The sequence below is a fragment of the Paenibacillus sp. MT86 genome, assembly GCF_058792535.1.
In genome coordinates this window covers 198,252-223,989 of the sequence record NZ_CM179499.1, presented here as the reverse complement: position 1 = coordinate 223,989, position 25,738 = coordinate 198,252, and the positions used below count along the sequence as shown (strand labels likewise).

Sequence of the window (25,738 nt, the reverse complement as noted above, 5' to 3'; positions counted from 1 at the left end):
AAGGACTTACTTTTCCATCAGCATTTCAAAGCAATTTAACAGCAGCACATACGTCTGCTCAAAGGTGAGCTCCCCTTTCGGGTTGAACTGATTCTTGGCCATGCCGTTCATTAAAGAGAGGTTTATCGCTTGGTATACTTGTTCCTTCGCCCATGGCGAGATGCTGCTGTCGTCCGCGAACCGAGAAGCCGAAACGGATCCGGTTGATGCCGCTCTGCCTTTCAATTCATTCGTCTTGGCATACACCTGAAGGATCAGCGCGGCAGCCTGTTCTCTGGTGATGGTCGCTCGCGGCGAGAAGGATTGCGGCGATGTGCCGTTGATGATACCGTTTTGGTTTGCCCACGTCACGGTCCAATCATCGACGTCCTTAAACGGGGTCTTAACGCCGGTGACGTCCATATAAAGATCCTGTCCCAGCATGGTCTCGATCATATGTACCGCCATCTCCGTAAACTCCACTCTGGTAATCGGCTGCTGGTAGGATCGGTCAAACGGCCAGCCGATAATGCCATTCGCTTTTGCCTTCATGTAATCCGCTTGAGCCCAGTTACTCACTTTGCCATCAGCCGGACCGTCATTCACGTTAACGTGGACCCGGCTTCTTGACTCCAGATAATCATTGACAGAGATCCATGTCGATCCCTTGCCTACGGCTTTGACCTTGCCGTTTGCATCAATCTCCACGATCCGGTTATCTCCGCTTTTGAACGTATTGCCGCTGGTCTGCAGTCCGTCGGTGAGGCCCATTTGAAGGGTTTCCCCCTTTTGAAGCTGAATATCGTAGCGGGCCAACAAACCAGGCATCATTTTGAAAAACGTCGTGGTGAACTCAACCTGTGCCGCGCTTCCGGAAGCGGTATATAGACCCGTGATCTGAACGGTGAAGGCATCGTCCGACGCAAAATCGCCTATGCCGTCAGGCCTAAAAATGACGGCAAACGGCACGCCGTAATAGCTGGTCTGCACATTGAAATATTTGCCCGATTTATCGTTGTCGCTTTTGTCAAAGCTCCACTCTTTCCCGTCCCTGACACGGGTCAATTTCACTTGAATCTGATCCGTTCTTGTCCGGTCATACTTTTGCGGGTTCAACGACACCGACCATGGATCGTTTGTCTTAAAAACCTCTTCCGGAAAATATCCTGCAGACGGCCAGGCGATGTAATCATACTGAACTTCGGAAGCCGGGCGGCCCTTGTCCATCGAGTACATCGACGCATAGGCAACGTTGTTGGCGGTATGTACCATACCGAACATGGTCTGTTTCATCTCCGGATTGATGATCCACCGGCGGTGTCCGACGCGATCGATATTCGTAGCCCCGCTATCCGCCATATAACCAAGGACATTGTCATAAAAGGTCGGGCTGCCTCCGTAAAGGTTGCTTGTCCTCGCTCCTTCCTTCGCTGAAGCGTACAGCGAATCGTCCATGCCGGCCGGCATGGTTGGATAATGGCTCAGCTTTTGATGCAGAGCGTTTACAAGCGCTGCCGCCTGCTGTTGCCCTGCAAGCGAAGGGTTGGCCGTCACGTCATCGGGCAGGCCGGATAGGTACCTTACAAAGTTGACGGCGCGAATGCCGTCCTCGATATATTCCGGTTTTATCGTCCCTGCCTTATAGGGTACGGCGACGCTTGGCGATTCCATGTAAATTCGTTCAGGCCCCATGTAGGATGTGCCGGTATCCATGGGTTTGTACTGCTGCCATTTATTCAGGATATCCTGCTTCGTTCGATCTCCCGTCAGCTGCTGAACGTCAGCTGCATGGGCATCGGGGGCCGATAAGACTGCTGCGATCAGCATAGCCGCAGGCAGAATCAGCCATTTTCTCGATCGTTGGAGTGATCGTTTCATAGATTCAAGCCACCTTACTTCTAGTATTTTTCCTATAACTTCCGTCTTCATCATTATAACGGCTAATATAGGAAACTTGAACTATAAAAAGATAGGCTTGTAGATCTAATAGAGTATTCCGTTCGTCGCACAGCTTGTCCCATTCCAGCTTCCCGATTTTAACAGCGACCGGAGACGATATACGCACCGCCCCACAGCTCCCTATCAAGTGTGCAGCCCTCGATCTCTTCTTCTCCCACGCCCAAAAGCCCGGCTCATGTGACATCACAGAGCTGGGCTTTCTTCTTTGCACTCCTATGAAATACTCACAATTGGCTGCACACCTCCCCCCCTGCTCAGGTGCGTATATCGGTGGAGGAGCAGCGCGTTCGCCTTTAACATCGGGAAGCTTCCCCAGCTTGTCCCATTCCAGCTTCCCGATTTTAACAGCGACCGGAGCCGATATACGCACCGCCCCACGGCGCGATACTAGAGTGTGCAGCCCTCGATCTCTTCTTCTCCCACGCCCAAAAGCCCGGTTCATGTGCTTCACAGACTTCACAGAGCTGGGCTTTCTTCTTTGCACTGCCATGAAATACTCACAATTGGCTGCACACCTCCTCCCCTGCCCAGGTGCGTATATCGGTGGAGGAGCAACGCGTTCGCCTTTAAAATCGGGAAGCTTCCTCAGCCTACTCCATCCAGCTTCCCGATTTTAACAGCGACCGGAGCCGATATACGCACCGCCCCACAGCTCCCTATCAAGTGTGCAGCCCTAACGCCCCGGCTCCTCAAATAAATGCAAAAAAAGCCCAGCTCCCTCAAAAGCAGGAGCCGGGCTTTCTCTTATTTCAATTATTTTTGCTTCAGGTTGTAGAACGACTTCAAGCCGTTGTATTGAGCAAGCTCGCCCAATTGGTCTTCGATGCGAAGCAATTGGTTGTATTTCGCCACACGGTCGGTACGGGAAGGAGCACCCGTTTTGATTTGGCCTGCGTTAGTAGCCACTGCGATATCAGCAATCGTGCTGTCCTCGGACTCACCGGAACGGTGGGAGATGACAGCCGTGTATCCTGCGCGTTTTGCCATTTCGATCGCATCGAAAGTTTCAGTCAATGTACCGATTTGGTTTACTTTGATCAGGATGGAGTTACCGATACCCTCGTTGATGCCTTTTTCCAGACGCTCCGTGTTCGTAACGAACAGGTCGTCACCCACGAGTTGAATTTTGTTGCCCAATTTCTCGGTGAGCAATTTCCAACCTTCCCAATCGTCCTCGGAGCATCCGTCTTCGATGGTTACGATCGGGTATTTGTCTACCCAAGAAGCGAGCAGGTCAACGAATTCTGCCGGCGTGAAGGATTTGCCTTCGCCTTCCAGAACATACTTGCCATCTTTGAAGAACTCGGTGGAAGCAACGTCCATACCCAGCAATACATCTTCGCCTGGCTTGTAGCCGGCTTTTTCGATCGCTTCGATGATGGAAGACAGTGCATCTTCGTTGGACGTGAAGTTAGGAGCGAAGCCGCCTTCGTCACCAACCGCCGTGTTCAGGCCTTTGCCCTTCAGAACGGATTTCAGGTTGTGGAAGATTTCAGCGCCCATGCGAAGAGCTTCTTTGAAGCTAGGTGCGCCAACAGGCAATACCATGAATTCTTGTACGTCAACGTTGTTGTCCGCGTGAGCGCCACCGTTCACGATGTTCATCATAGGTACTGGAAGTTGTTTGGCGTTGAATCCGCCAAGGTATACATACAGCGGAAGATCCAATGCATCAGCAGCAGCGCGAGCTACAGCCATGGATACGGCCAAGATGGCGTTCGCACCCAATTTTCCTTTGTTTGGCGTACCGTCCAAAGCGATCATCAGCTTGTCGATGCCGAGCTGGTCCAGAGCGTCCATGCCGATCACTTCAGGAGCGATGATTTCGTTCACGTTCTCAACGGCTTTCAGAACGCCTTTGCCCAGGTAACGGGATTTGTCGTCGTCGCGAAGCTCAACCGCTTCGTGAACGCCAGTGGAAGCGCCGGATGGAACGATAGCGCGACCGATTGCACCGGATTCCAGGTATACTTCAACCTCTACGGTTGGATTGCCGCGGGAGTCAAGGACTTCGCGTGCATATACATCAGAAATAATAGTCATGTGTATAGTCTCCTTTGAAATGTTATGTTTATGTTCCATTATGAACTACTTATTTACGTGCTGCAATCATGGAGGTTCCCGTCATCTCGTCAGGCTTCGGCAGCCCCATCAGATCAAGAATCGTTGGCGCGATGTCGGCCAGAATACCGCCTTCACGCAGCGTTACGTTCTCATCCGTTACGATGAACGGAACCGGGTTCGTGGTATGCGCGGTGAATGGACGGCCATTCTCATCGAATACCATGTCCGCATTTCCGTGGTCAGCCGTAATGATAACCACGCCGCCTTTGGCAAGAACGGCATCCACCACTTTGCCAACGCACTCATCGGTGGTTTCTACCGCTTTAACGGTAGGCTCCAGCATACCGGAGTGACCAACCATGTCCGGGTTCGCGAAATTCAAGATGATCGCGTCATGCTTATCCGCTTCGATTTCTCTCACGCAAGCATCCGCCACCTCATAGGCGCTCATCTCCGGCTTCAGATCGTACGTCGCCACTTTCGGCGAGTTGATCAATACGCGCGTTTCGCCTGGAAGCTCAACATCGCGTCCGCCGCTGAAGAAGAACGTCACGTGCGGGTACTTCTCCGTTTCCGCAATGCGAAGCTGCTTCTTGTTGTGCTGAACCAGCACTTCGCCCAGCGTGTTGTCCAGATCCTTCGGCTTGTAGGCGACGAAGCCTTCCACCGTCTCGCTGAACAGCGTCAAGCAGACAAAATGCAAGCTTTGCGGGAACTTCGGTCCGCGATCGAAACCACGGAAATCTTTGTTCGTGAACACTTGGGACAGCTGGATCGCACGGTCAGGGCGGTAGTTCAGGAAGATGACGGAATCTCCGCTCTCCACCAGACTTACCGGTTCTCCCGCGCCATTGACCATGACGGTCGGCTCTACGAATTCATCATAAACCGATTTCTCGTAGGATTCGGTGATGGCTTTCAGCGGATCCGTATATTTAGGGCCTTCGCCGTACACCATCGCACGGTAAGCCTTCTCGACGCGGTCCCAACGCTTGTCGCGGTCCATTGCGTAGTAACGACCGGAAAGCGTAGCGATTTGGCCAACGCCCACTTCCTCAATCTTCGCAATCAGATCCTTAACGAACTGCTTGCCGCTGTCCGGTGCCACGTCGCGTCCATCCATGAAACCATGGATGTATACGTCATGGAAATCTTCCTTCTTGCAAAGATCCAGCATCGCAAACATGTGCTCAATGTGACTGTGAACGCCACCGTCGGATACCAGCCCGTACAGATGCAGCTTCTTGTTGTTGTTCTTGGCAGCGCGAACGGCTTCCACCAGCGTTTCGTTCTCGAAGAATTCTCCTTCGCGAATCGACTTCGTGATGCGGGTCAAATCCTGATACACGATCCGGCCTGCGCCGATGTTCAAGTGACCCACTTCGGAGTTCCCCATTTGACCTTCCGGCAAGCCTACGGCTTCGCCGCAAGCGGTCAACGTGGTGTTCGGATATTGCTTCAAATACCGGTCGTAGTTAGGCTTGTTCGCTTGAGCGACCGCATTGCCCACCTCGGTGTTGCGAAGCCCGAAACCGTCCATGATGATCAGAGCTACGGGTTTTGGAGCAGACATTTACTTCGCCCCCTCAACGAGTGCGATGTAGGAAGCCGGTTGTAGACTTGCACCACCAACGAGCGCGCCGTCGATGTCGCTTTGTCCCATATACTCCGCTACATTTTCAGGCTTCACGCTGCCGCCGTATTGAATGCGGACTTGGTCTGCAACGGTTTCGCCGTACAGGCCTTTAACGAGTTCGCGAATATAGGCGATGACTTCATTCGCATCCTCTGCCGTGGAGGATTTGCCCGTTCCGATTGCCCAGATTGGCTCGTAAGCAATAACGACATGAACCGCTTGATCAGCAGGAACACCTGCGAACGCTGCTTCCGTTTGTACTTTGCACACGTCTTTGGTTTGGCCGGCTTCGCGTTCTTCCAGCTTCTCGCCAACGCATACGATCGGAAGAAGACCATGACGGAATGCCGCATGTACCTTCTTGTTCACGATCTCATCGGTTTCAGCAAAATACTGGCGGCGCTCGGAATGTCCAATAATGACGTAGTCCACGCCCAGGTCTTTCAGCATCAAGCCGCTGATTTCACCCGTAAAGGCGCCATTGTCTTCGAAATGAAGATTTTGTGCACCGATTTTGATGTTCGTGCCCTTTGCCGCTTCAACCAATGCAGGAAGATTGGTAAACGGCGCGCAGATCACGCTTTCCACGCCTTCTACTTCCGCTTTGCCCTTCACATCTTCAATAAATGAAGTTGCTTCCGGAACAGTTTTGAACATTTTCCAGTTACCAGCTATGATAGGTGTTCTCACACGATTCACTCCTTTATTCCCCCGAAGATTCTCCAGGGTCCAAACTTCATCCACTTGCTATCCAATGCAGTTCCTCATTCTATTTATCGTTCAGTGCCACAACACCAGGAAGTGCTTTGCCTTCCATGAACTCAAGAGATGCGCCGCCGCCTGTCGAGATGTGATCCATCTTGTCGGCAAGGCCGAATTTCTCCGCTGCTGCAGCCGAGTCGCCGCCGCCGATAATCGTGTAAGCTTCCGTTTCCGCACAGGCCTGTGCCACTTCACGAGTACCGTTGCTGAACGGAGCGATTTCGAATACGCCCATAGGACCGTTCCACACGACAAGTTTGGAGTTCTTGATCACTTCTGCATACTTGGCGCGAGTCTTAGGACCGATGTCAACGCCTTCCCAATCGGCTGGGATGCCGTCGATATCAACGACCTTGGTATTGGCGTCTGCGCTGAATTCGTCCGTAACGACGATATCTTCCGGCAGGTAGAAGTTTTTGCCCAGCTCTTTGGCTTTTTCGATGAAACCGAGTGCCACATCAAGCTTCTCTTTATCAAGCAGAGATTGACCGATTTCATGGCCTTGAGCTTTGAAGAACGTGTAAGCAAGTCCACCGCCGATGATGACATTGTCAGCAAGCGTAAGCAGGTTGTCGATCACGTCGATTTTGTCCTTAACCTTCGATCCACCGATGATGGCGGTAAAAGGACGGTCCGGATTCGAAAGGGCTTTGCCGAGAACGGACAGCTCTTTCTCCATCAACAATCCCGATACGGCCGGAAGATGATGAGCAATCCCCTCTGTCGAAGCGTGCGCGCGGTGAGCAGCACCAAACGCGTCGTTCACGAACAGATCGGCCAGCTCAGCGAATTGCTTCGCAAGTTCCGGATCATTCTTCTCTTCACCAGGGTAAAAACGAACATTTTCAAGTACGAGCACATCGCCGTTTTGCAGCTTCTCGACTTGAGCTTTAACGGCTTCTCCTACCGCTTCATCCGCTTTGGCTACCGGTTTGCCGAGCAGTTCCGACAGACGCTGACTCGCCGGAGTCAGGCGCAAAGATTCTACGACCTCTCCTTTGGGACGACCCATGTGGCTGGCCAGGATGACTTTTGCTCCTTGCTCCACCAGATACTTAATCGTCGGCAAAGTCTCGCGAATACGAGTGTCGTCTGTAATTTTACCATCTTCGAGCGGTACATTGAAATCGACGCGGACAAACACCCGTTTGCCGCTTACTTCTACATCACGTACACTTTTCTTGTTCATCTCCACGTTCCTCCTAAGAAAACTATTCTCCTCACCGACAGCATGCAGTTGCTCTCGTATCTCTCTCTATCGTCTAACCAGCGCCCGGATTCTTATCTATTCTTCCCAGTGCTCTGGCATGAAAACAAGGAAAAACCATGAACCAAAGAGGAGACCCGTGAACGGAACTCCTCTTCGATTGAATGGCTAGATCAATTACAGACCTTTGCTTGCGATGTAAGCAGCGAGGTCAACGACACGGTTGGAGTAGCCCCACTCGTTGTCATACCAAGAAACAACTTTCACCATGTTGTCGCCAACTACCATAGTGGAGAGCGAATCGATAGTGGAAGAAGCTGGATCGCCATTGTAGTCGCTGGATACAAGCGGCTCTTCGGAGTAGTTCAAGATGCCTTTCAGCGGGCCTTCAGCAGCTGCTTTCAGAGCTCCGTTTACATCTTCAAGGGTTACGTTTTGGGACAGCTCAACTACGAGGTCCGTTACGGAAACGTTCTTCGTAGGTACACGCATTGCCATACCGTTCAATTTGCCTTTCAATTGTGGCAGAACGAGGCTAACCGCTTTAGCAGCACCCGTTGTGGATGGAATGATGTTTTCGGCAGCTGCACGAGCACGACGCAGGTCTTTGTGCGGAAGATCAAGCACTTGCTGGTCATTCGTGTAGGAGTGAACCGTAGTCATCATGCCTTTAACGATACCGAACTTCTCGTCAAGAACTTTAGCAAAAGGAGCCAAGCAGTTTGTTGTACAAGAAGCGTTGGAGATTACAGTATGGTTAGCTGCATCGTATTTGTCTTCGTTAACGCCCATAACGATGGTGATATCTTCGTCAGTAGCTGGAGCGGAGATGATAACTTTCTTAGCGCCGCCTTTCAAGTGAGCGGAAGCTTTGTCTTTCGCTGTGAAAATACCAGTGGATTCTACAACGATTTCAACGCCGTACTCAGCCCAAGGCAATGCTTCAGGGTTACGCTCAGCGAATACTTTCACTTCGCGGCCGTTTACAACGAGTGCGCCTTCTTTAGCTTCAACAGTTGCATTCAGTCTGCCGTGAGTCGTGTCATATTTCAAAAGGTGTGCCAGCGTTTTTACGTCCGTCAAATCGTTGATTGCCACGATTTCAACTTCGCTGTTGTTCAGCGCAGCGCGGAATACGTTACGTCCAATACGTCCAAAACCGTTAATACCTACTTTAACCATGAGTAGTTCCCTCCATATTTGTAAAATTTATATATTCAAGATTGGCCGTTAAGCCAATCAAGACAACAAAAAATGAAAAATCTGTTGTACGCCCGCGGACTCAGATGCCGGCGTCAATTTCCTTCTCGACTTCCAATGCTGCGGCTTCATCCGTAACGAGAATGTCCTCGTGTCCGAATTTCAGCACCGCGTGAATCGCTTTGCCCTTGCCTTGCCCTCCAGCAATGCCGATGATGGTCTCCGTCCGCATAATATCCTCAAGCCGGAGTCCAAGGGTAAGCATTTTGTGGACAACTTCGCCATCTTCGCTGAAATAATAGCCGAAGGATTCCGCGATCGCGCCATCTGCCTGCAAGTTCCGGATAGAGCCTTCATCCAGCTTCCGCCGTCTGGCCATCTCCATGGCATCCCCGATGCCGTGAATAATGACGCGGCTGCGCCTGATCACATCCACGATCTCCTGGATGTGCTGATCCTGAACCAACGATTGATAAGCATCCTCGCTGAGCAGATCCGGTACATGAAGCAATCGGTACTCAGCACCAACGCGCTTAGCCATTTTGGAAGCGATGGTGTTCGCTTGAATCTCCATGCTCTCCCCGAGGCCGCCTCGCGCCGGCACAAACCAAGTGCTTGTCAACGGTTCGCCGCCAGGCAAAGAGGACATCTGCTCTGCCACTTCGGCGAGCGTGGAGCCGCCTGTTACGGCAATCGTATCTCCATCCTGGACAAAGTTAAGCAGCGTTCTTGCTCCGGCCCGGCCAAGCTCACGTTTGACTTCCGGAGATGACTCGCTGTCACCGGGAATAATGACCACTTTACGAAGCCCGTAAGCCTGACGAATCTTCTCTTCCAGTTCAACCAGTCCGAACAACTCATTCATGACCGGTTCCAACTCCTCCAGCAAGCATATCCCTGAGCCGCTGATCCGCATGCCGAGCGTTTCAATCTCGATCAGCCCTTGCGCTTTCAGAAGATCAGTCTCTGCTCTGAGAACACGCTCGGTCATCGATAGCGATGAAGCCAGTGTTCTTCGGCCAACAATTCCGGACAACTTGATCTGATGAAGGATGGTATACCTTCGTTTAAGTGTGTCCATCAGATCCGGCAGAAGTTGCTCTTGTATTTCTAATAGGTTACGCATGCATTCCACTCCTGCAAACTTCGTCTCGGCTCTCCTACCTGGTCGTAAAATGTCCCAGTTAAACTTTTTAAGTCCCACCCTTATTCTAACCAATAATCATGCCGGTTGCAAGTGTCCGAAAGTATATTTCTCTACCCCAGGCATTCTTATACATTATGGCCAACTACCGGCTCGTCTATATAATAGGAACAAAGTTTTGTCCGCTATTGTATTTTTGAAATAGATGCGGTATAATCAACTTCGTTGCTGATTTTTGTGCGCCCGTGGTCCAATGGATATGACGTAGGCCTCCGGAGCCTGAGATCGAGGTTCGATTCCTCGCGGGCGCGCCATTATAACATTTATTCTCTATACTGATTACCCTAAAGTGCCCATAACGGCTCTTTTTTTTACTCAATAGTTTGACTTTCTTTGACTTTTTGATTTAAATTGTTTATCATGTGGGTAATACGGTAACAGTATTTATATGAGGTACTTAAGAGGAGGTTTTCCACGTGAGTTTTATACCTATGGTCGTTGAACAAAGCAACCGCGGTGAGCGGGCGTACGACATCTATTCCAGATTGCTGAAAGACCGCATTATCTTCCTCGGCTCCGACGTAAATGACGTGGTCGCCAATTCCATCATTGCCCAAATGCTGTTCTTGTCGGCTGAGGATCCCGAGAAGGATATTCATCTTTACATCAACAGCCCTGGCGGTTCCATTACCGCAGGTATGGCGATATTCGATACGATGCAGTTCATCAAGCCAGACGTCTCGACGATCTGTGTCGGCATGGCTGCTTCCATGGGCGCATTCCTGCTTAACGCAGGCGCCAAAGGCAAACGCTACGGTCTCCCTAACAGCGAGATCATGATTCACCAGCCGCTCGGCGGCGCACAAGGTCAAGCCACGGATATTGAAATCCGTGCCCGCCGCATTCTCAAAATGCGCGACAAGCTGAACCGCATCCTGTCCGAACGCACCGGCCAACCGCTGGAGCGCATCGAGAAGGACACGGATCGCGACTACTTCATGACGGCTGACGAAGCCAAAGAGTATGGCCTGATCGATCAAGTACTGGAAAACACACCGCCGCAAGGCTTATAAAAGAAATGAAGTAAAGGGCAGGCGCCGTTATCCGGTGCCTGCCTTTTCTTATCCGCTGGATTCATCGAAAACTTCGAATACTAAATAGTGAGAGTATCCCCTTCGGTCGCTGTTGAAATCGGGAAACATGAATGATTAAATAAGGAGGTTTCCCGATTCCAAAGGCGAACGCGTTGCTCCTCCAAGGATACTCTCACTTCGGTACGATTTTTTCAATAAAACATAAAGACGGTAAGGCCATCCCCCTCCTAAAAGGCCTGTCTTAACTTGAGGGGAGGGGAAAAAGGGTACGCCTATGGTGAGATACACAAAAAATCCCCTTGATCATAGGGCGCAGGAGTATATGCTCCACGCTCAATTGATCAGGGGATTTATCGCAACGGGTTCCAGCACAATGTTACATCAGGACAGCATCATGTATCTAAACAAGCTATAGTATGAAATTTAGTATTACAGTTTACACAAACCGCCTATGATATACTCTTACTTCCACTCTTTCAGCTTCAGCTCAAACTCAGGAAATCCATAGGCATAGGCGGTGTATTCATAAAGCTGGAAGTACAGCACCGCCGCGTTATCCTTCACATAGAAGTCGGCATCGGCAGGCACTCCCTCAAAACCGCCGAGGTAACCTCCCTCTTTCTTCATCTTGCTCAGCACAAGGTTGTTCAGCTTCTGCTTGTTCTTGCCCTGCATGTTGATGAAATCGCCCAGCTTCATTTGCTTGCCGTCCTTCAAGGAGAACGTGAAGCTTTTACGGAAGGTCATGCCATGGGCACCGCCGGTGTACGAATAATCATACGCCGTAATGCTCAGGATGTCGTTCTGGTTGTAATGGACCACGAAGTCACCGCTGAATTCGTAAGGGAAACTGGATTCCGACGGCGGGAATTCCTCGGCGTTTCCTTCCGCGCCGGTGATTACGCCGGACGCATTTTCTTTCAACACTTTGTTGATTTCGGCTTGGACCTCCGCATTATCGAGTCCGTTGATTACAGGATAGTTCACAACAGCGTCTACGCCCTGAATATTCTTCTTGAGCGCAACCGATTTAATGGTAATGTCATTCAGCTTCTTCTGTGTCATGCTCAGTGTTTTCAAGGAAGGATTCCATTGTCCCTGAACGCCCATGTATTCGCTGATCGTTTTGAACGGCAGATACAGACGTCCATTGATGATCTGTCCGCCAGGCTCGCCGGCATACGAACCGTTCACCAGAATGCCGATTTCGCTTGCAGCATACACGGCGGCGCTCAGCTTGTTATAGCCGTTACCCAGTGTATACGTGCGTTTTTTGGAATCATATTTAAGAGGCATCCCCAGACCATCCCGCAAAGCTGTCGCTGGCACATAAGTTACCCCATGCAGCACTAGACCTTTTTGTGACAAGGTTTTGCCGTTCCATTTCAGTACAACTTCATTTTTCGACGTTTTTTGGCTGGCGGAAACGGGTGCCTTAGCGGCGCTTGCATCGATGACCTGTCCGCTCAAACCAAGACTACCAAGCAGGACACTAGTTGCAATTAATGATGCACATACACGAAATTTAGGATTCATATCAGAATTCCACCTTTGTTAAATTAAGTTTCCGTTAGTTGTTAATCTATTACCCTTAATCATTATAAGGAAAGCTTTCAATGTATTGGTAACAAAGTGAATGACAATTTTGACTCCATGCCATAGGACCTATACATTCTCATGATTCTTTCCGGACGAACGCCGCTGCGCTAAGAAACACACCGAACAAGAGAGCACTTGAACCCGCAAGCAGCAGTAGTTCACTGCCTTGGACAACGTAAGCAAGAAGAATCAAACCGATGCCAACGAGTGCACTGTGAATGCTCGTCAGCAGCAGATGCAGCGCGCTTTTCCTGAAAAAATTCAGAAAAAAACAGCAGCGATGCCTGCAACAATCAAAGCAATAAACCCCATGCTCGTCAGATCACTCAAGCTGCTTCTTCCTTTCTGGGATACCCCATTTATAAAAAACGGGCCTAAACGGTATACAACCTCCTTATATATAACAACGAAAAGGATCCTGAAGTTGTGGTGGAATTCCTGAAAATCGGCCAATTCTTCCCGCTTTGGGACTAATGTCTCATTCTGCTCTGCAAAAAAAAGAGCCCATCCCCTTTAGGGGACAGGCTTCCTTTATTACAAAAAGATGAAGAACTGAAGCTTATACTAACGACCGCTCTTCAGTTCGGTCCATAAACGATCATAGACGGAGAGCGAGTCACCGACATTATCGAGCCACTCGGTACGGCCCAGCTCCTCTTCCGTCAGGTTGATCATCGTATTGGCGCGGTATTCCTCGCTATGGAATTTCATCGCTTTCGTGTTCGGATTGCTGTATCCGATAAATTCATAGTTTTTGGCACTGACTTCAGGCTCCATCATGAAGTTGATGAATTTCTCGGCCAGCTCCTTATTCTTCGCACCTTTTGGAATTGCGTAGTTGTCCGAGAATATGGTCGCTCCTTCTTCAGGCACCACATACGCTACATCCGGATTCTCCGCCGCGATGAACGCCGCGTCTCCGGACCAAACCGTGGCAATCCAGCCTTCCTCCTGAATCATCTTCTGCTTAATATTGTCCGTATCAAACGCAAGGACATTCGGCAGCAGTGTCTTCAGCTCATCGGATGCAGCCGTGATTTCCGCCTCATCCGTGCTGCTGTTGGATTTCCCTTGCTTTTTCAGCGCCATGCCGATCATTTCCCGGTTGTCGTCCAGAAGCAGGACTTTGCCCTTGTATTCCGGATTCCAGAGGTCTTCCCAGCTGTTGATTTCGTCCTTCACATACTTCTTGTTATATGCAATTCCCGTTACGCCGGACGTGTAAACGATCGAATATTTATTGCCCGGGTCATAAGACGGATCTTTGAAAGTATCCGTAATATTGACGAAGTTCGGGATATTATTCATGTCAAGCGGCTCAAGCAGCTCCGATTCAATCATCGTTTTGACCATATAATCGGACGGCTGAATGAGGTCATAACCGCTGCCGCCAGCCTTGATCTTAGCCAGCAGGTCTTCATTGTTCGCGTAGTTGTCGTAGGTTACCTTCACGTCGAACTTCTCCTCAAAGTCCTTCAGCACCTCGGGATCGAAGTTATCCGCCCAGCTGTAAATATGAAGCGTCTCCTTATCCGAGCCGCAGCCGGCCAGCAGTCCTACAGACAATACCGCAACCATGCCTGCCGTCAGCAGGCGGGTCCATCTTGATTTTTTCAATTCAATATCTCCTCTCTTTCCACTTGCATGTTTTAATTTTATTTCGAAAAAAGCGTTTCTATCGCTTAGATCGGTAATGTTTTGTGTTTCTTCTGCCCATTGCCGCGGTTAAGAATATATTGGGCTAACAGGATCAGCGTGATACTGACCAGTATGAGCAGCGTACACAGCGCGTTGATCTCTGGCGAGATGCCGCGCTTCACCTGAGCGTATATATAGATCGGCAGCGTTGTTGAGCTTGGGCCGGCGACGAAAAAGCTGACCATAAAATCGTCCAGCGACAGCGTGAAAGCAATCAATGCGCCGGAGATAATGCCCGGTGCAATCTGCGGCAGCGTGACGTGCCGGAACGTTTGCCAAGGCGTGGCGCCCAAATCCTGGGCAGCCTCGTCCAGCTGTTTGCCCATCCCTGACAGTCGGGCCGTTACCACGACATAGACGTACGACAGGCTGAACGTAATATGGGCGATGATCACCGTTGCCTTGCCAAGCGGCATGTTCAGTTGACTGAACAGCACCAGCAGCGACAGCCCCATAATAATATCCGGGATGATGACCGGCAGATACAGCAGGCCATTCATGCCGCTGCGGCCTTTACGCCCCAAATTCCGAAGCGAGAGCGCCGCTGCAGTCCCGAGCAGGGTGGAAACGATCGTCGAGATGACGGCCACCGTCAAACTGTTCATCAGCGCTTCCATCACGTGCCGATTCTGGAATAGCGACACATACCAATCCATCGTAAAGCCTTCCCAATTGCCGCTAAGCCGCGTATCGTTAAAGGAATAGATGATAATCATGACGATGGGTACATAGATGAAAGCCATCATAAGGAAAGAGTGAACCCCGAGCAGCGGGTGATTCTTCTTTTTCACTTATCTCCCCTCCCCTACGCGTTGATGGCGGGCTTGCATCGCCCGGTTAAAGAGCAGGATCAGCACCAAGGACGTAATCACAAAAATAACCGATAACGCCGCTCCAAAGGGCCAGTTGCGCGCACCCAGGAACTGCTGCTGAATGATATTGCTGATCATGGAGGACTTGGCGCCCCCCAATATATCCGTGACGACAAACATCCCGGAAGTCGATACGTAGACCAGAACCGCACCCGTCATGATGCCGGACTTGCTCTGAGGCAAGGTAATATGTCGAAATGCCTTCCATCTGGAAGCGCCAAGATCGCTGGCCGCATCCAGCAGACGTTTGTCCATCTGCTCCAAGGCCACGTAAATCGGCAGCACCATGAACGGAATGAAGTTATACACCATCCCGAGCAGTACGGCGCCGTACGTATACAGCATCTGAATCGGCTCGTCGATCCATCCCGCCCACAGCAGCAGGCTGTTCACTACGCCTTGCGTCCGGAGCAGCAGAACCCACGCATAGGTTCGGATCAAAAAGTTGATCCAGAACGGAACCGTGATCAGAATCAATCCCCAGGTTTGGATACGCGGGGAAGCGTTGGCTATATAATAGGCCAAAGGATAGCTGACTAACAAGCAGATCACCGTAGTCAGCAGCGACAGTACCAAGGTATCCCAGTAGATGCCCAAATATAATGGATCAAAAAAAGTCTTGTATCCTTCCAGACTGAAGGAAAACACGACATTCCCGAGCGAATCCCGCGAGAGAAAGGAAATGCCGACCACGATCAGCATCGGAACGATTAGGAACAGGGATAACCACAGCAGCACCGGAGTCAACAGGAACCTTGATTTCCTCATGGCCCGATGATCACCTCATCCTTGGCGTTCCAGTTCACCCCAACCCGTTCGCCAACCTCCCACGGATGGTCATCCGAGATATCGAGGGCAATCGTGACCTTCATCGGCTCATCGTCCAATTGAACCAGCAGCTTATGAACGCTGCCGAGGTACTGCACATCCTCAATCACGCCGCTCTTCTTGGCACCCGATTCCCGCTGGGGAATGAGTTTCTCCGGCCGTACGGCAAAAAGCCCCTCAGGCGAGGAGAAGACGTTATTCTCCCCTACAAACGTGGCGGCAAACAGCGTTTGCGGTCTCGCATAGATCTCGCGCGGCGTGCCGATTTGCTCTACCCGTCCATGGTTCATGATGACGATCCGGTCGGATAGCATCATGGCTTCCTCTTGGTCGTGCGTTACATATACAAACGTGATCCCGAGCGTCCGCTGCAAATGCTTGAGCTCGGACTGCAGGTTCTTCCGCAGCTGCAAATCCAGCGCGCCGAGCGGTTCATCCAGCAGCAGCACCTTCGGCTTGTTGGCGATGGCGCGCGCAATGGCCACGCGCTGCTGCTGTCCGCCGGACAACTGGTGCGGGAAGCGTTCCCGCAAGGCGGTCAGCTGCGTCATCGCAACAGCCTCGTCCACGCGCTCCTTGATGAGCTGGCGCGGCATTTTTTTCATTTTCAGTCCAAAAGCGATATTGTCTTCTACGGTCATATGCGGAAACAGAGCATAGTGTTGGAATACCAAATTCAAATCCCGCTTGTTCGCAGGCATATCCGTCACATTCTGACCCGCCAGCCATACCTGTCCTTCGGTCGGCTGCTCGAATCCTGCTATCATTCGGAGAATCGTCGTTTTGCCGCAGCCGCTGGGGCCCAGCAAAGTCAGGAATTCCCCTTCTTTAATGGAGAGCGACAGCGGATGCACGACCGCTTGTCCCTGAAAATGCTTCTCGATCTGGACAAGTTCAATCACATGCATCAACCCCTTCTTCAAAATGTGACCTGTTCGTTCCATGTGTACATCCTACTACCAGTATGCACAAAAACGTTCTCCACTAAGAAGAAACGGTCCTACTGCCTGTTATGCTCAGGTTGGCAGAATCCGTTTCTTAAGGGTGGAGGCGGTTAGAAGTCTCTACTAAGAAAAAAAAGCCATATCCATGGGTATGGCTTTAAACGTTAGATCAAAGTTCAGTTTTTCGCATATTCACTATACCTCGTTTTCCCCCTATACACAACACTTTTCTGAGTATTTCGACAGGGGAAGGGCCGGATATGGCACCGGAAAATGGTATTTCATTTTTTAAATGACATGCTAAAAAACCGTTCGCCCGATAAAGACCGGAATGAACGGTTTTCTCGCATGCTGCGTCGATTACAGCGACTACTTCAGCTGGTATTGCACGTACAGCTGTGTCGTGATTTTGATCTCGCCCGGCTTCACGGAGGTGTTTGCGCCCGCGTCCGCTGCCGTGGACTGTGCTTCCATCGCCATTTTTTCGAGGCCATAGATGGTATCTACGCCAACGGAACCTTCCACAATGTTCAGCACGATACCGAGCTGACGCTTGGACGCCTTCGCCATCGCTTGTGCCTTCAGGTCTGCATTCGCCATCGCCTTATCAATCACTTGAGCCTCGAACGCATCGCGGTTCTCAACCGAGAAACGGGCGTTGCCGATGGAATTGGCGCCGGCTTCGGATGCTGCATCCAGCAGATCCCCGACCTTGCTCAGATCGCGAAGCGTAACTTCCAGGGAATGATAGGCGGTGTAATTTTTCACTTTACGTCCATTCTCATCGGAGTACGTATAGTTCGGTTGTACATAGAACTGCTCGGTTTTGATATCCTTGTCGTCGATCTTCCAGGTTTCTTTCAACAGCTTCGTAATCTTATCCATTTTCAGCGCATTGCTCTTCTGTGCGGATTTTGCGGTTTCCGCATATGATTCTGCCCCGATGGAAAGATAAACGATATCTGGCTTCACCGAGATCTCGCCTTTACCAAGTACGGTAAGAAGGTTTTGCTGTGCTGCCTCCGCCGCGTGCACCTCGGTTGCTCCGCTCAACCCGACCCAAGCCGTGCTGCCAGTCAGCAGTGCGCCTGCAATCATGATAGAACCTACTTGTTTGACCCATCTTTTCATCTTTGTCAGCCTCCTTCGATATTGGCATCGCTGCCATGCTTGCCTTACCCTTCTAACGTGAGGGCATTGGTAAATGTTGCATCCGAATCGGAGCGTTTTGATATTTTTCTTGCAATAAATTTTTTACGCCCAATTCATTGGTATTTCTAGGCATGATTGGCTATTTAGCCAAATAAGATACCGAATGAAGCCGGAAGCTGCTGTTTAACATGGAAGCCTTAATGGGTAACTAACTTACACGGTGTTAAGAACAGGAGGTCATTATGAAATCATTGCGTGTATTCTACGTGTTCATGTCACTGCTGCTCCTCATGGCCGTTGGCGTTCCCTATGGATCGGTAAGCGCGGCGGGAGAGCCAGCCTCCGGCAAAACCTATCAGATCGGAACAGACGTTACGTTCGCCCCGTTTGAATTCCAGGATGCGAGCGGCAAATTTGTCGGCATCGATATGGATCTGCTGGATGCGATCGCGAAAGACCAGAACTTCAAATACGAGATCAAGCCGCTCGGCTTCAATGCGGCGGTTCAGGCGCTGGAAGCCAATCAGGTGGACGGCGTCATCGCGGGCATGAGTATCACGGATGAACGGAAGCAGAAATTCGATTTTTCCGATCCCTATTTTGATTCGGGCGTTGTCATGGCCATCCGCCAGGACCAGGAATCCATCAAATCCTATGAGGATTTAAGTGGGAAAAAGGTTGCTGTCAAAACCGGTACGGAGGGCTACAGCTTCGCGGAATCCATATCCTCCAAGTACGGCTTCACCATCGTGCCTTTTGACGATTCGGCCCAAATGTATGACGATGTCAAAACCGGCAATTCCGTTGCCTGCTTTGACGATTTTCCCGTACTCGCTTATGGAGTGGAACAGAACAACGGTCTGAAGATCGTTACGGAGATGGAGCCCGGCGCCTCCTACGGATTCGCCGTCAGCAAGGGACGGAACCAGGAGCTTCTGCAGAAGTTCAACGCTGGTTTGGTGAATCTGAAGGCAAGTGGAGAGTACGATCGCATTAAGGAAAAATATATCGGTGAGAATGCCGTAAGCGCACCGAGTCAAAGCCGCTGGGGACTAATCGTGGAGTCGCTGCCTTCCCTGCTGAAGGGCCTTGGCAATACGCTGCTGCTGACCATCGTGTCGCTGTTTTTTGCGTTTTTCTTAGGGCTGATCTTCGGTTTCATGAAGGTCGGTCGCAATCGATGGCTCCGGGGCATCGCCACCGTATTCGTGGACATCTTCCGCGGCATTCCGCTGCTGGTGCTTGCCTTCTTCATCTACTTCGGCATTCCGCAGGCGTTCGGCTTCACGATGTCGCCGATCGTCGCAGCGGTCCTGACGCTGAGCTTGAATGCCGGCGCTTATGTCACGGAGATTATTCGCGGCGGCATTCAATCCATTGACCCCGGACAGCTGGAGGCGGCCCGCTCGCTCGGACTGCCATACCGCAAAGCCATGATGAAAATCATCATTCCGCAGGCGATCAAAGTCATGATTCCGACATTTATTAACCAGCTGGTGATCACGCTGAAGGATACGTCCATCCTGTCGGTGATCGGTCTGGTCGAGCTGACCCAATCCGGGAAGATCATCATTGCGAGAACGTTCGCCTCGTTTGATATCTGGCTCGTGGTGGCCATCATGTATCTGGTCGTGATCACGATTCTGACGAAAATTTCGGACCGTCTGGAAAGGAAGGTGCGTCATGGATAAAATCCGCATAGAAGGACTGAAGAAGAGCTTTGGCACGAACGAGGTGCTGAAGGGAATCGATATGCAAGTCCAGGAAGGCGAGGTTGTCTGCGTGATCGGGCCATCGGGCTCGGGCAAAAGCACCTTTCTGCGCTGCATCAACCGGCTGGAGGAAATTTCGGCTGGCAGGGTCTTTGTCCATGATCAGGATATCAATGACCCTAAAACGAACATCAATAAGGCGCGCGAGAACATCGGCATGGTGTTCCAGCATTTTAATCTCTTTCCGCACTTCAACGTGCTGAAGAACATTACCTTCGCCCCGGTCGAGCTGGGCAAGCAAAACGCCGCCGAGGCACGTGCCACGGCGCTGAAGCTGCTGGACCGAGTAGGCCTCTCCGATAAGGCGGAGGCTTTCCCGAGCCAGCTGTCCGGCGGCCAGAAGCAGCGCGTGGCGATTGCCCGGGCTTTGGCGATGAATCCCGACATCATGCTGTTCGACGAGCCGACCTCGGCCCTGGACCCGGAGATGGTCGGCGAGGTGCTCGGCGTCATGAAGGACCTGGCGCGCGAGGGCATGACGATGATGATCGTTACGCATGAGATGGGGTTTGCCCGCGAGGTTGCGGACCGGGTCATCTTCATGGACGGCGGGTATATCGTAGAGGAAGGTCCGCCGGAAGAGGTGTTCGGCAGCCCGAAGCATGAGCGAACCATCAGCTTTCTGGAGAAGGTGCTGTAACGGTGCAGCTGAACCAGCTTCACCGATCTGTTGCCGTGCGGCTGCATACACCGTGCCTACTACACCTGTGCGCACGGTGAGTGGCTTCTGGGTGCGCTTGGATGGCTGTCGACATATCAAAGCAGTAACCTAATGATCCGGCTGGCCCGATAGAGTGAACCAGCCGGTTATTGTACGGCTATGGAATGACATCTGTATGTTATCGTGTGGCTACGGAATGACTTCTACATGATATCGTATGGCTATGGTATGGCATCTGCATGATATCGTACGACTATGGTTGGCATCTGCTTGTTATCGTACGGCTATGGAATGATATCTGTATGTTATCGTGTGGCTATGGCATCTGCATGATATCGTATGACTATGGAATGGCATCTGCATATTATCATTTAGAGCCCACTTCGATAGTTATAGGATGGCTGCATGCTGCTTTAGAGCAGCTAACGGACCGAGAGGACCTTATTCGAGGAAAAATAGGGACTTTTCGAAAATTACCGGACCGAGGATCCGTTATTCCTTCAAAAAAGCGGCATTTGCCGATACAAATTCTTGAATAACCGATCTAGTGTCCGCTATTTCCAAATATGGCCATGATTTTGGCAAATAAGGTCTATGGTGTCCGATAAATCCCCAAGATTGCCAGGAAAAGCTTATATTGCTCTCGTATCATCCCTGTAATGCCTTGAATCACTTGTTGCTGGAGTTGCTGGGTTTCTTGAGTTGGTTGACTTACTTGTAATGTCTAAACTACTTGTATTACTGGTTTGGCTTTTATCGCTTGTTTCTTATATTGCGTATAATGCTTGTATTGCTTGTACTGCTTGTATTGCGTGTACTCCTATGCTTGAATCACTTGCATTGCTTGAATCATTTGCATCCCTACCTGTTTTTTGTATTGCTTGCATTGATTGCTTTTGGTAATGCTTGACTTCCTGTATTCCTATTAATGGTTGAATTGCTCATATGCTCATATGACTTGTATTGCTACTGCTTGTACGAACGTGCTGCTATCTGCTCGGTTTTAGCTAATCACATACTCTCCCCGTCAACGGAAAGCTTGTACATATCGCATCGCGTATAACTCCATAAGGAGTAAGGACGACAAGTCCTTACTCCTTATTTATGGCTATGACCCGCCCCCTACTAAAAGTGCCTGGAAGCCAGCCATGTTCCCACGCAGTGACCACCTTTGCTCAGAAAAGACAAAACACTCCGCCCCATGCCCTCCCCAGTTCCTGAAGGAGAGCCCGCAACCATCACCGATTTCTTGGGTTATCCAGCTCCGGCTGCCTCAAACTTTATAACTCCAAGCACCAAGCCGCACACGATCACTGCTTTGTATCGCCGGAACTCTTGTATGGCACCACCACGGTAAATGCCGATCCCTTCCCCGGCTCCGATTGGACCGTTATTCTCCCTTGGTGGATATCCACGATCCGCTTCACGATCGACAACCCAAGCCCGCTGCCGCCAGCCGCGCGATTACGCGATTTGTCCGCTTTGTAGAAGCGCTCGAAGATATGCAGCTGATCCGAGTCCGACATCCCGACCCCCGTATCGGTCATGGTAACCTCGGCTCCGTCTTCCCCTGCTTTCAGCACAATGGTGATCATGCCGTCCTCGGGCGTGAACTTGATGCTGTTGTGCAGCAAGTTGGTCCACACTTGACTCAGCAGATCCTCCGTCGCCTCAATCTCGACCTCGGCGAGATCCAGATCCACCTGAATCCGTTTCGCCAGCCACTGCGGCTCATGCGCCAACACGACGGCGCGCAGCTGCCCGTCGAGCCGGTAACTGGCCCTTTCAAAGGCAGGCTGATCGCCTTCCAGAGACGACAGCTTCAACAGATTGTCACTCAGCTGCGACAAACGGCGGCCCTCTCCCTCGATGATCTCCAGGTAACGGGCTCTCTTCTCCTCGGTGAGACGTGGATTTCGGAGCGCCCTTGCGAACCCCCGAATCGAAGTGAGCGGGGATTGGATTTCATGGGACACGTTGGAGATGAAATCCTGCCGCATCGTCTCCATGCGCCCCAGCTCGCCGGCCATGTCGTTAATGCCGGAAGCAATCATCCTGAACTCCCCCCGCCATTGTTGTTCATCCATCTTCACACTGAAATCCCCTTGGGAGATCCGGCGCATGGCATCCGTTATGGAATTCAGCATGGCCATTTGCCGGTGCTTGAAGAACATCCCCACGACCAGCATGCACAGGAAGAAAATGATGACGCCGACAAACAAGTCGATCAGCTGGACGGCATAATCCCATGGCGGCGTTCCCGTCCAGTTGTAAACAAACCGCGTTACGTAGGTCGCCGCCGTCCATGAAGCTCCCAAGACTGCGAAGATTAGGATGGTCTGAATCGTTTCCCGAACGATTTTCCACAAGATTTTGAGCGGTCTCCTCATCAGCCCTCACCTGCCTCCAGGCGATACCCCAGGCCGCGCACCGTTCGAATCCTGAACCGGTACTTCTCCTCCGGGAACCGTTCCCGCAGGCGATTCACGTGAACGTCCAGCGTGCGTTCGTTCCCTTCAAAGTCATACCCCCATATATCCTCGATCAGCCGGTCGCGCGTCAGCGTGCTCCCCGGATAACTGGCCAGCTTGAAGAGCAGCTCAAACTCCTTTAACGGCAAGGTAAAAACCTCATCGCCGGCTTTGGCCTCATAGGTTTTGCGGTTCATCTGCAGGTTGCCGATCGTGACCGTCTGCGATGCGGCTACCTGATATCGCTTCAGCAGCGCTTTGACGCGTACGACAAGCTCCGCGGGCTCAAAAGGCTTCACAAGATAATCGTCCGTCCCCAGCTCAAAACCCTTCACGATCTGTCTCGTCTCCCCTTTTGCCGTCAGCATCAGCACAGGAATGCCGGTATTCCTCCGAATCTCCCGGCAGAGCTCCCATCCGTCCATATTGGGCATCATGATATCCATCACGACCAGATCGACCGAAACTTGCTCCATCACGGACAGGGCCTCGACGCCATCCGAGGCCTCCATCACCTCTTCCATCCCCGCCTCCTCCAGGAACACCTTGATAAGTTCGCGGATGTTCGGATCGTCGTCCACAACCAATATTTTTGCCATGATGGCCCCCCTTCCTTCTATGGCTCTACAAGCTGCCTTTAAGCCTAGATTGCCTCATTCATCTGCAGCTGCTGAACGGCAAACTCCCTGTACATATCATGCTGCCCGATCAATTCATCATGCGTTCCCCGGCCGGTCACCGTTCCTTTTTCTATAAATATGATCTGATCGGCCCCCACCACCGTGGATAACCGGTGCGCGATAATGATCGTCGTCCGTCCAGCCATGAGGTTCTTGAGTGCCTTCTGCACCTCGATCTCGGAACGGCTGTCCAGGCTGGAGGTGGCTTCGTCCAGCATCAGGATCTTGGGATCCCGCAGCAGAGCCCTGGCGATGGCAATCCGCTGCCGCTGTCCGCCCGAGAGCTTCACGCCCCGTTCGCCCACATCCGTATCAAAGCCGCTTGGCAGCTCATCTATAAATCCATCGGCATACGCCATTTCTGCCGCTCTTCGAAGCTCAGCGTCACTCACTTCCCGGTCCATTCCGTAACATAAGTTGTCGCGTATGGTTCCGGCAATCATCGGACTTTCCTGCGATACATAGCCGATCAATCCGCGCCAGGAGCGTAAGGAGAAGGTATCTATGGGCGTCTTGCCCAAGCGGATCTGTCCCTTCTGCGGCAGATAGAAGCGCTCCAGCATGGAGAACAGCGTCGTTTTCCCTCCGCCGCTCGGCCCAACCACGGCCGTGACCGTCCCCGGCTCCATCTGGAAGCTGATATCATGCAGCACAAGCTCATCGGGCTTATACCCGAACGAAAGGTTCTCGATCGACACCCGCTGGTTGGCATCCGCCACCTCGTCACCGGCCGTAATGGATTCTTCGTCTGCATCCAGGGTTTCCAATATTCGCTCCGTCGCTCCCTTCGCCTTCTGCAGCTGGGTAAAAAACGTCGTTAACTGCGTCATCGGCATGACGATCTGAATCAGGTACAGGATGAACGCAACCAGCTCTCCCGCGGTCAGTGCTCCGGTGGATACCTGCAGTCCGCCATACCCGATCACCACCACCAGCAGCATCATCAGCACAAAAGACATCAGCGGTGCGATCCAGGCAGAGACTACGCCTTCCTTGATACCGAAATTCAGCAGGTTGGTGATGCCTTTGTTCCCGTTCTCATACTCTCTATTCTCCGCATTAGAGGCTTTAACCAGCCGAATCTCCGACAGCACCTGGCTGATATTCGCCGTAAACGACGCCGTCTCGTCCTGCATGCCCAGCGATATTTTGTACATCTTCCTGCCGAGCGGGACAAGGATCAGCGCCGCTATCGGAATGACGATAAACATCGTCAGCGTCATTTTCCAGTTTAGATAAAGGAGCACCCCAATGGAACCCACAATGGAGATGATCCCGCTGAAGAATCCGGCCACATGGTCTGATATGAGGCTTTTGATCACTCCTGTATCATTCGTCATCCGGCTGACCGATTCCCCCGAACGGTTATGATCGAAATAGCGGATCGGCAGCACAAGCAGCTTTTTCCACAGCCGCTCCCTCAGGGCAGCCACCATCTTTTGTCCCGTATAGCTTAACAGAAAAATCGAGACCCCGGCAGCAATCGTCTGTACCACAAACGCGATGCCGAGCCCGATGATATGGGACCGATTCATATCCGTCAACGAGAAGCCATCCACCAGGCTTTTCGTAAACATCGGTATGACAAGCCCGACCAAGGTCGAGATCACATTCAGCAGGATCGCCCCGATCAGCAGCAGCATCGGCGGTTTCGTTTCCTTCAATAACCGGAAGAACGCCTGGGAACCTGCTTTCTTGCTCCCGGCCTGTTCTTCGCGCGTGATTTCCTGTATAGCAGTACCCGTTGAACTCATTGTATTCCCTTCCCTTCCCATCCCTTTATATTGTCTGTAAGAAGAGAATATATCAGCAAGTTAAACTGAAGTTAAACGAAGGCTTACGATTCGGAAAACAACGCAAAATAACCCCACCAAGTGGAGCTTATGCTTCGATGCTTATTCCCAATGCTTTGCGGCGACCCCAAAAACGGATTTAAAAAAGGACGGATGTCTCCGCCCCTTCTCTTCAATCCATTCTTATGTACGCGACAAACAAGCGAGAATCCCAAGGCAGCGC

At 51.4% G+C, this 25,738-nt stretch carries 19 protein-coding genes and 1 tRNA gene; 4 read left to right on the top strand and 16 right to left on the bottom strand.

Going from position 1 to position 25,738, the window contains the following annotated elements:
* Positions 1–6: 6 nt before the first annotated feature.
* The 7 genes from AC3RCL_RS01080 to AC3RCL_RS01050 all read right to left on the bottom strand — a co-directional run bounded on the left by AC3RCL_RS01080 (position 7) and on the right by AC3RCL_RS01050 (position 9,933).
* Complete coding sequence (locus tag AC3RCL_RS01080) at positions 7–1,857, bottom strand: S-layer homology domain-containing protein (RefSeq protein WP_192570092.1); 1,851 nt, start codon at positions 1,855–1,857, stop codon at positions 7–9.
* Between the two features lie 834 nt (positions 1,858–2,691).
* On the bottom strand, positions 2,692–3,981 hold the full coding sequence (eno, locus tag AC3RCL_RS01075) for a phosphopyruvate hydratase (protein WP_009593642.1): 1,290 nt from the start codon (positions 3,979–3,981) through the stop codon (positions 2,692–2,694).
* A 49-nt stretch (positions 3,982–4,030) separates the two neighbouring features.
* Complete coding sequence (gene gpmI / locus AC3RCL_RS01070; protein ID WP_012818439.1) at positions 4,031–5,575, bottom strand: 2,3-bisphosphoglycerate-independent phosphoglycerate mutase; 1,545 nt, start codon at positions 5,573–5,575, stop codon at positions 4,031–4,033.
* Complete coding sequence (gene tpiA / locus AC3RCL_RS01065; protein WP_012818438.1) at positions 5,576–6,328, bottom strand: triose-phosphate isomerase; 753 nt, start codon at positions 6,326–6,328, stop codon at positions 5,576–5,578. It abuts the gene before it with no gap.
* A 79-nt stretch (positions 6,329–6,407) separates the two neighbouring features.
* A complete protein-coding gene (locus AC3RCL_RS01060) occupies positions 6,408–7,589 on the bottom strand; it encodes a phosphoglycerate kinase (protein WP_012818437.1) in 1,182 nt (393 codons plus the stop codon).
* A gap of 195 nt (positions 7,590–7,784) precedes the next feature.
* Entirely contained in the window at positions 7,785–8,789 is a 1,005-nt protein-coding gene (gene gap, locus AC3RCL_RS01055) for a type I glyceraldehyde-3-phosphate dehydrogenase (RefSeq protein ID WP_009593640.1), read from the bottom strand.
* Between the two features lie 100 nt (positions 8,790–8,889).
* The gene (locus tag AC3RCL_RS01050) at positions 8,890–9,933 is read right to left on the bottom strand and encodes a sugar-binding transcriptional regulator (RefSeq protein WP_009593661.1); all 1,044 of its coding nucleotides are present in this window, start codon (positions 9,931–9,933) and stop codon (positions 8,890–8,892) included.
* Positions 9,934–10,190: 257 nt separating this feature from the next.
* On the opposite strand from AC3RCL_RS01050, the gene AC3RCL_RS01045 reads away from it, so the two are divergent.
* Both AC3RCL_RS01045 and clpP read left to right on the top strand, forming a co-directional pair.
* Positions 10,191–10,265, top strand: a tRNA-Arg gene (locus AC3RCL_RS01045).
* 162 nt (positions 10,266–10,427) lie between these two features.
* Entirely contained in the window at positions 10,428–11,024 is a 597-nt protein-coding gene (gene clpP / locus AC3RCL_RS01040) for an ATP-dependent Clp endopeptidase proteolytic subunit ClpP (protein ID WP_009593635.1), read from the top strand.
* Positions 11,025–11,507: 483 nt separating this feature from the next.
* On the opposite strand, the gene AC3RCL_RS01035 is transcribed toward clpP, so the two are convergent.
* The 6 genes from AC3RCL_RS01035 to AC3RCL_RS01010 form a co-directional block, all read right to left on the bottom strand.
* Positions 11,508–12,581, bottom strand: a complete 1,074-nt coding sequence (locus tag AC3RCL_RS01035; RefSeq protein ID WP_492534197.1) for a PdaC/SigV domain-containing protein — start codon at positions 12,579–12,581, stop codon at positions 11,508–11,510.
* A gap of 627 nt (positions 12,582–13,208) precedes the next feature.
* Complete coding sequence (locus tag AC3RCL_RS01030) at positions 13,209–14,261, bottom strand: ABC transporter substrate-binding protein (RefSeq protein ID WP_492534195.1); 1,053 nt, start codon at positions 14,259–14,261, stop codon at positions 13,209–13,211.
* Positions 14,262–14,326: 65 nt separating this feature from the next.
* Positions 14,327–15,133, bottom strand: coding sequence for an ABC transporter permease (locus tag AC3RCL_RS01025; protein ID WP_096777144.1), 807 nt, complete (start codon positions 15,131–15,133; stop codon positions 14,327–14,329).
* Positions 15,134–15,982 carry an ABC transporter permease gene (locus AC3RCL_RS01020; RefSeq protein ID WP_009593648.1) on the bottom strand — a complete coding sequence of 283 codons (849 nt, stop codon included), beginning with the start codon at positions 15,980–15,982 and terminating at the stop codon, positions 15,134–15,136.
* On the bottom strand, positions 15,979–16,950 hold the full coding sequence (locus tag AC3RCL_RS01015) for an ABC transporter ATP-binding protein (RefSeq protein WP_009593655.1): 972 nt from the start codon (positions 16,948–16,950) through the stop codon (positions 15,979–15,981). Before AC3RCL_RS01015 ends, AC3RCL_RS01020 begins: the two co-directional genes overlap by 4 nt.
* A 405-nt stretch (positions 16,951–17,355) precedes the next feature.
* Entirely contained in the window at positions 17,356–18,117 is a 762-nt protein-coding gene (locus AC3RCL_RS01010; protein ID WP_036664940.1) for an SIMPL domain-containing protein, read from the bottom strand.
* A gap of 272 nt (positions 18,118–18,389) precedes the next feature.
* Between AC3RCL_RS01010 and AC3RCL_RS01005 the strand changes: the two genes are divergently transcribed.
* Complete coding sequence (locus tag AC3RCL_RS01005) at positions 18,390–19,829, top strand: amino acid ABC transporter substrate-binding protein/permease (RefSeq protein ID WP_492536236.1); 1,440 nt, start codon at positions 18,390–18,392, stop codon at positions 19,827–19,829.
* Entirely contained in the window at positions 19,822–20,550 is a 729-nt protein-coding gene (locus AC3RCL_RS01000; RefSeq protein WP_012818432.1) for an amino acid ABC transporter ATP-binding protein, read from the top strand. Before AC3RCL_RS01005 ends, AC3RCL_RS01000 begins: the two co-directional genes overlap by 8 nt.
* Before the next feature lie 1,331 nt (positions 20,551–21,881).
* Here AC3RCL_RS01000 and AC3RCL_RS00995 read toward each other — a convergent pair.
* Genes AC3RCL_RS00995 through AC3RCL_RS00985 form a run of 3 tightly spaced genes read right to left on the bottom strand, consistent with a single transcriptional unit; the run spans position 21,882 to position 25,476 of the window.
* Positions 21,882–22,961, bottom strand: a complete 1,080-nt coding sequence (locus AC3RCL_RS00995) for a sensor histidine kinase (protein ID WP_492534192.1) — start codon at positions 22,959–22,961, stop codon at positions 21,882–21,884.
* Positions 22,961–23,641: a response regulator transcription factor gene (locus AC3RCL_RS00990; RefSeq protein ID WP_492534190.1), complete on the bottom strand. Its 681-nt coding sequence runs from the start codon at positions 23,639–23,641 to the stop codon at positions 22,961–22,963. Before AC3RCL_RS00990 ends, AC3RCL_RS00995 begins: the two co-directional genes overlap by 1 nt.
* Positions 23,642–23,685: 44 nt before the next feature.
* Positions 23,686–25,476, bottom strand: a complete 1,791-nt coding sequence (locus tag AC3RCL_RS00985) for an ABC transporter ATP-binding protein (protein ID WP_492534188.1) — start codon at positions 25,474–25,476, stop codon at positions 23,686–23,688.
* Between the last annotated feature and the right edge of the window lie 262 nt (positions 25,477–25,738).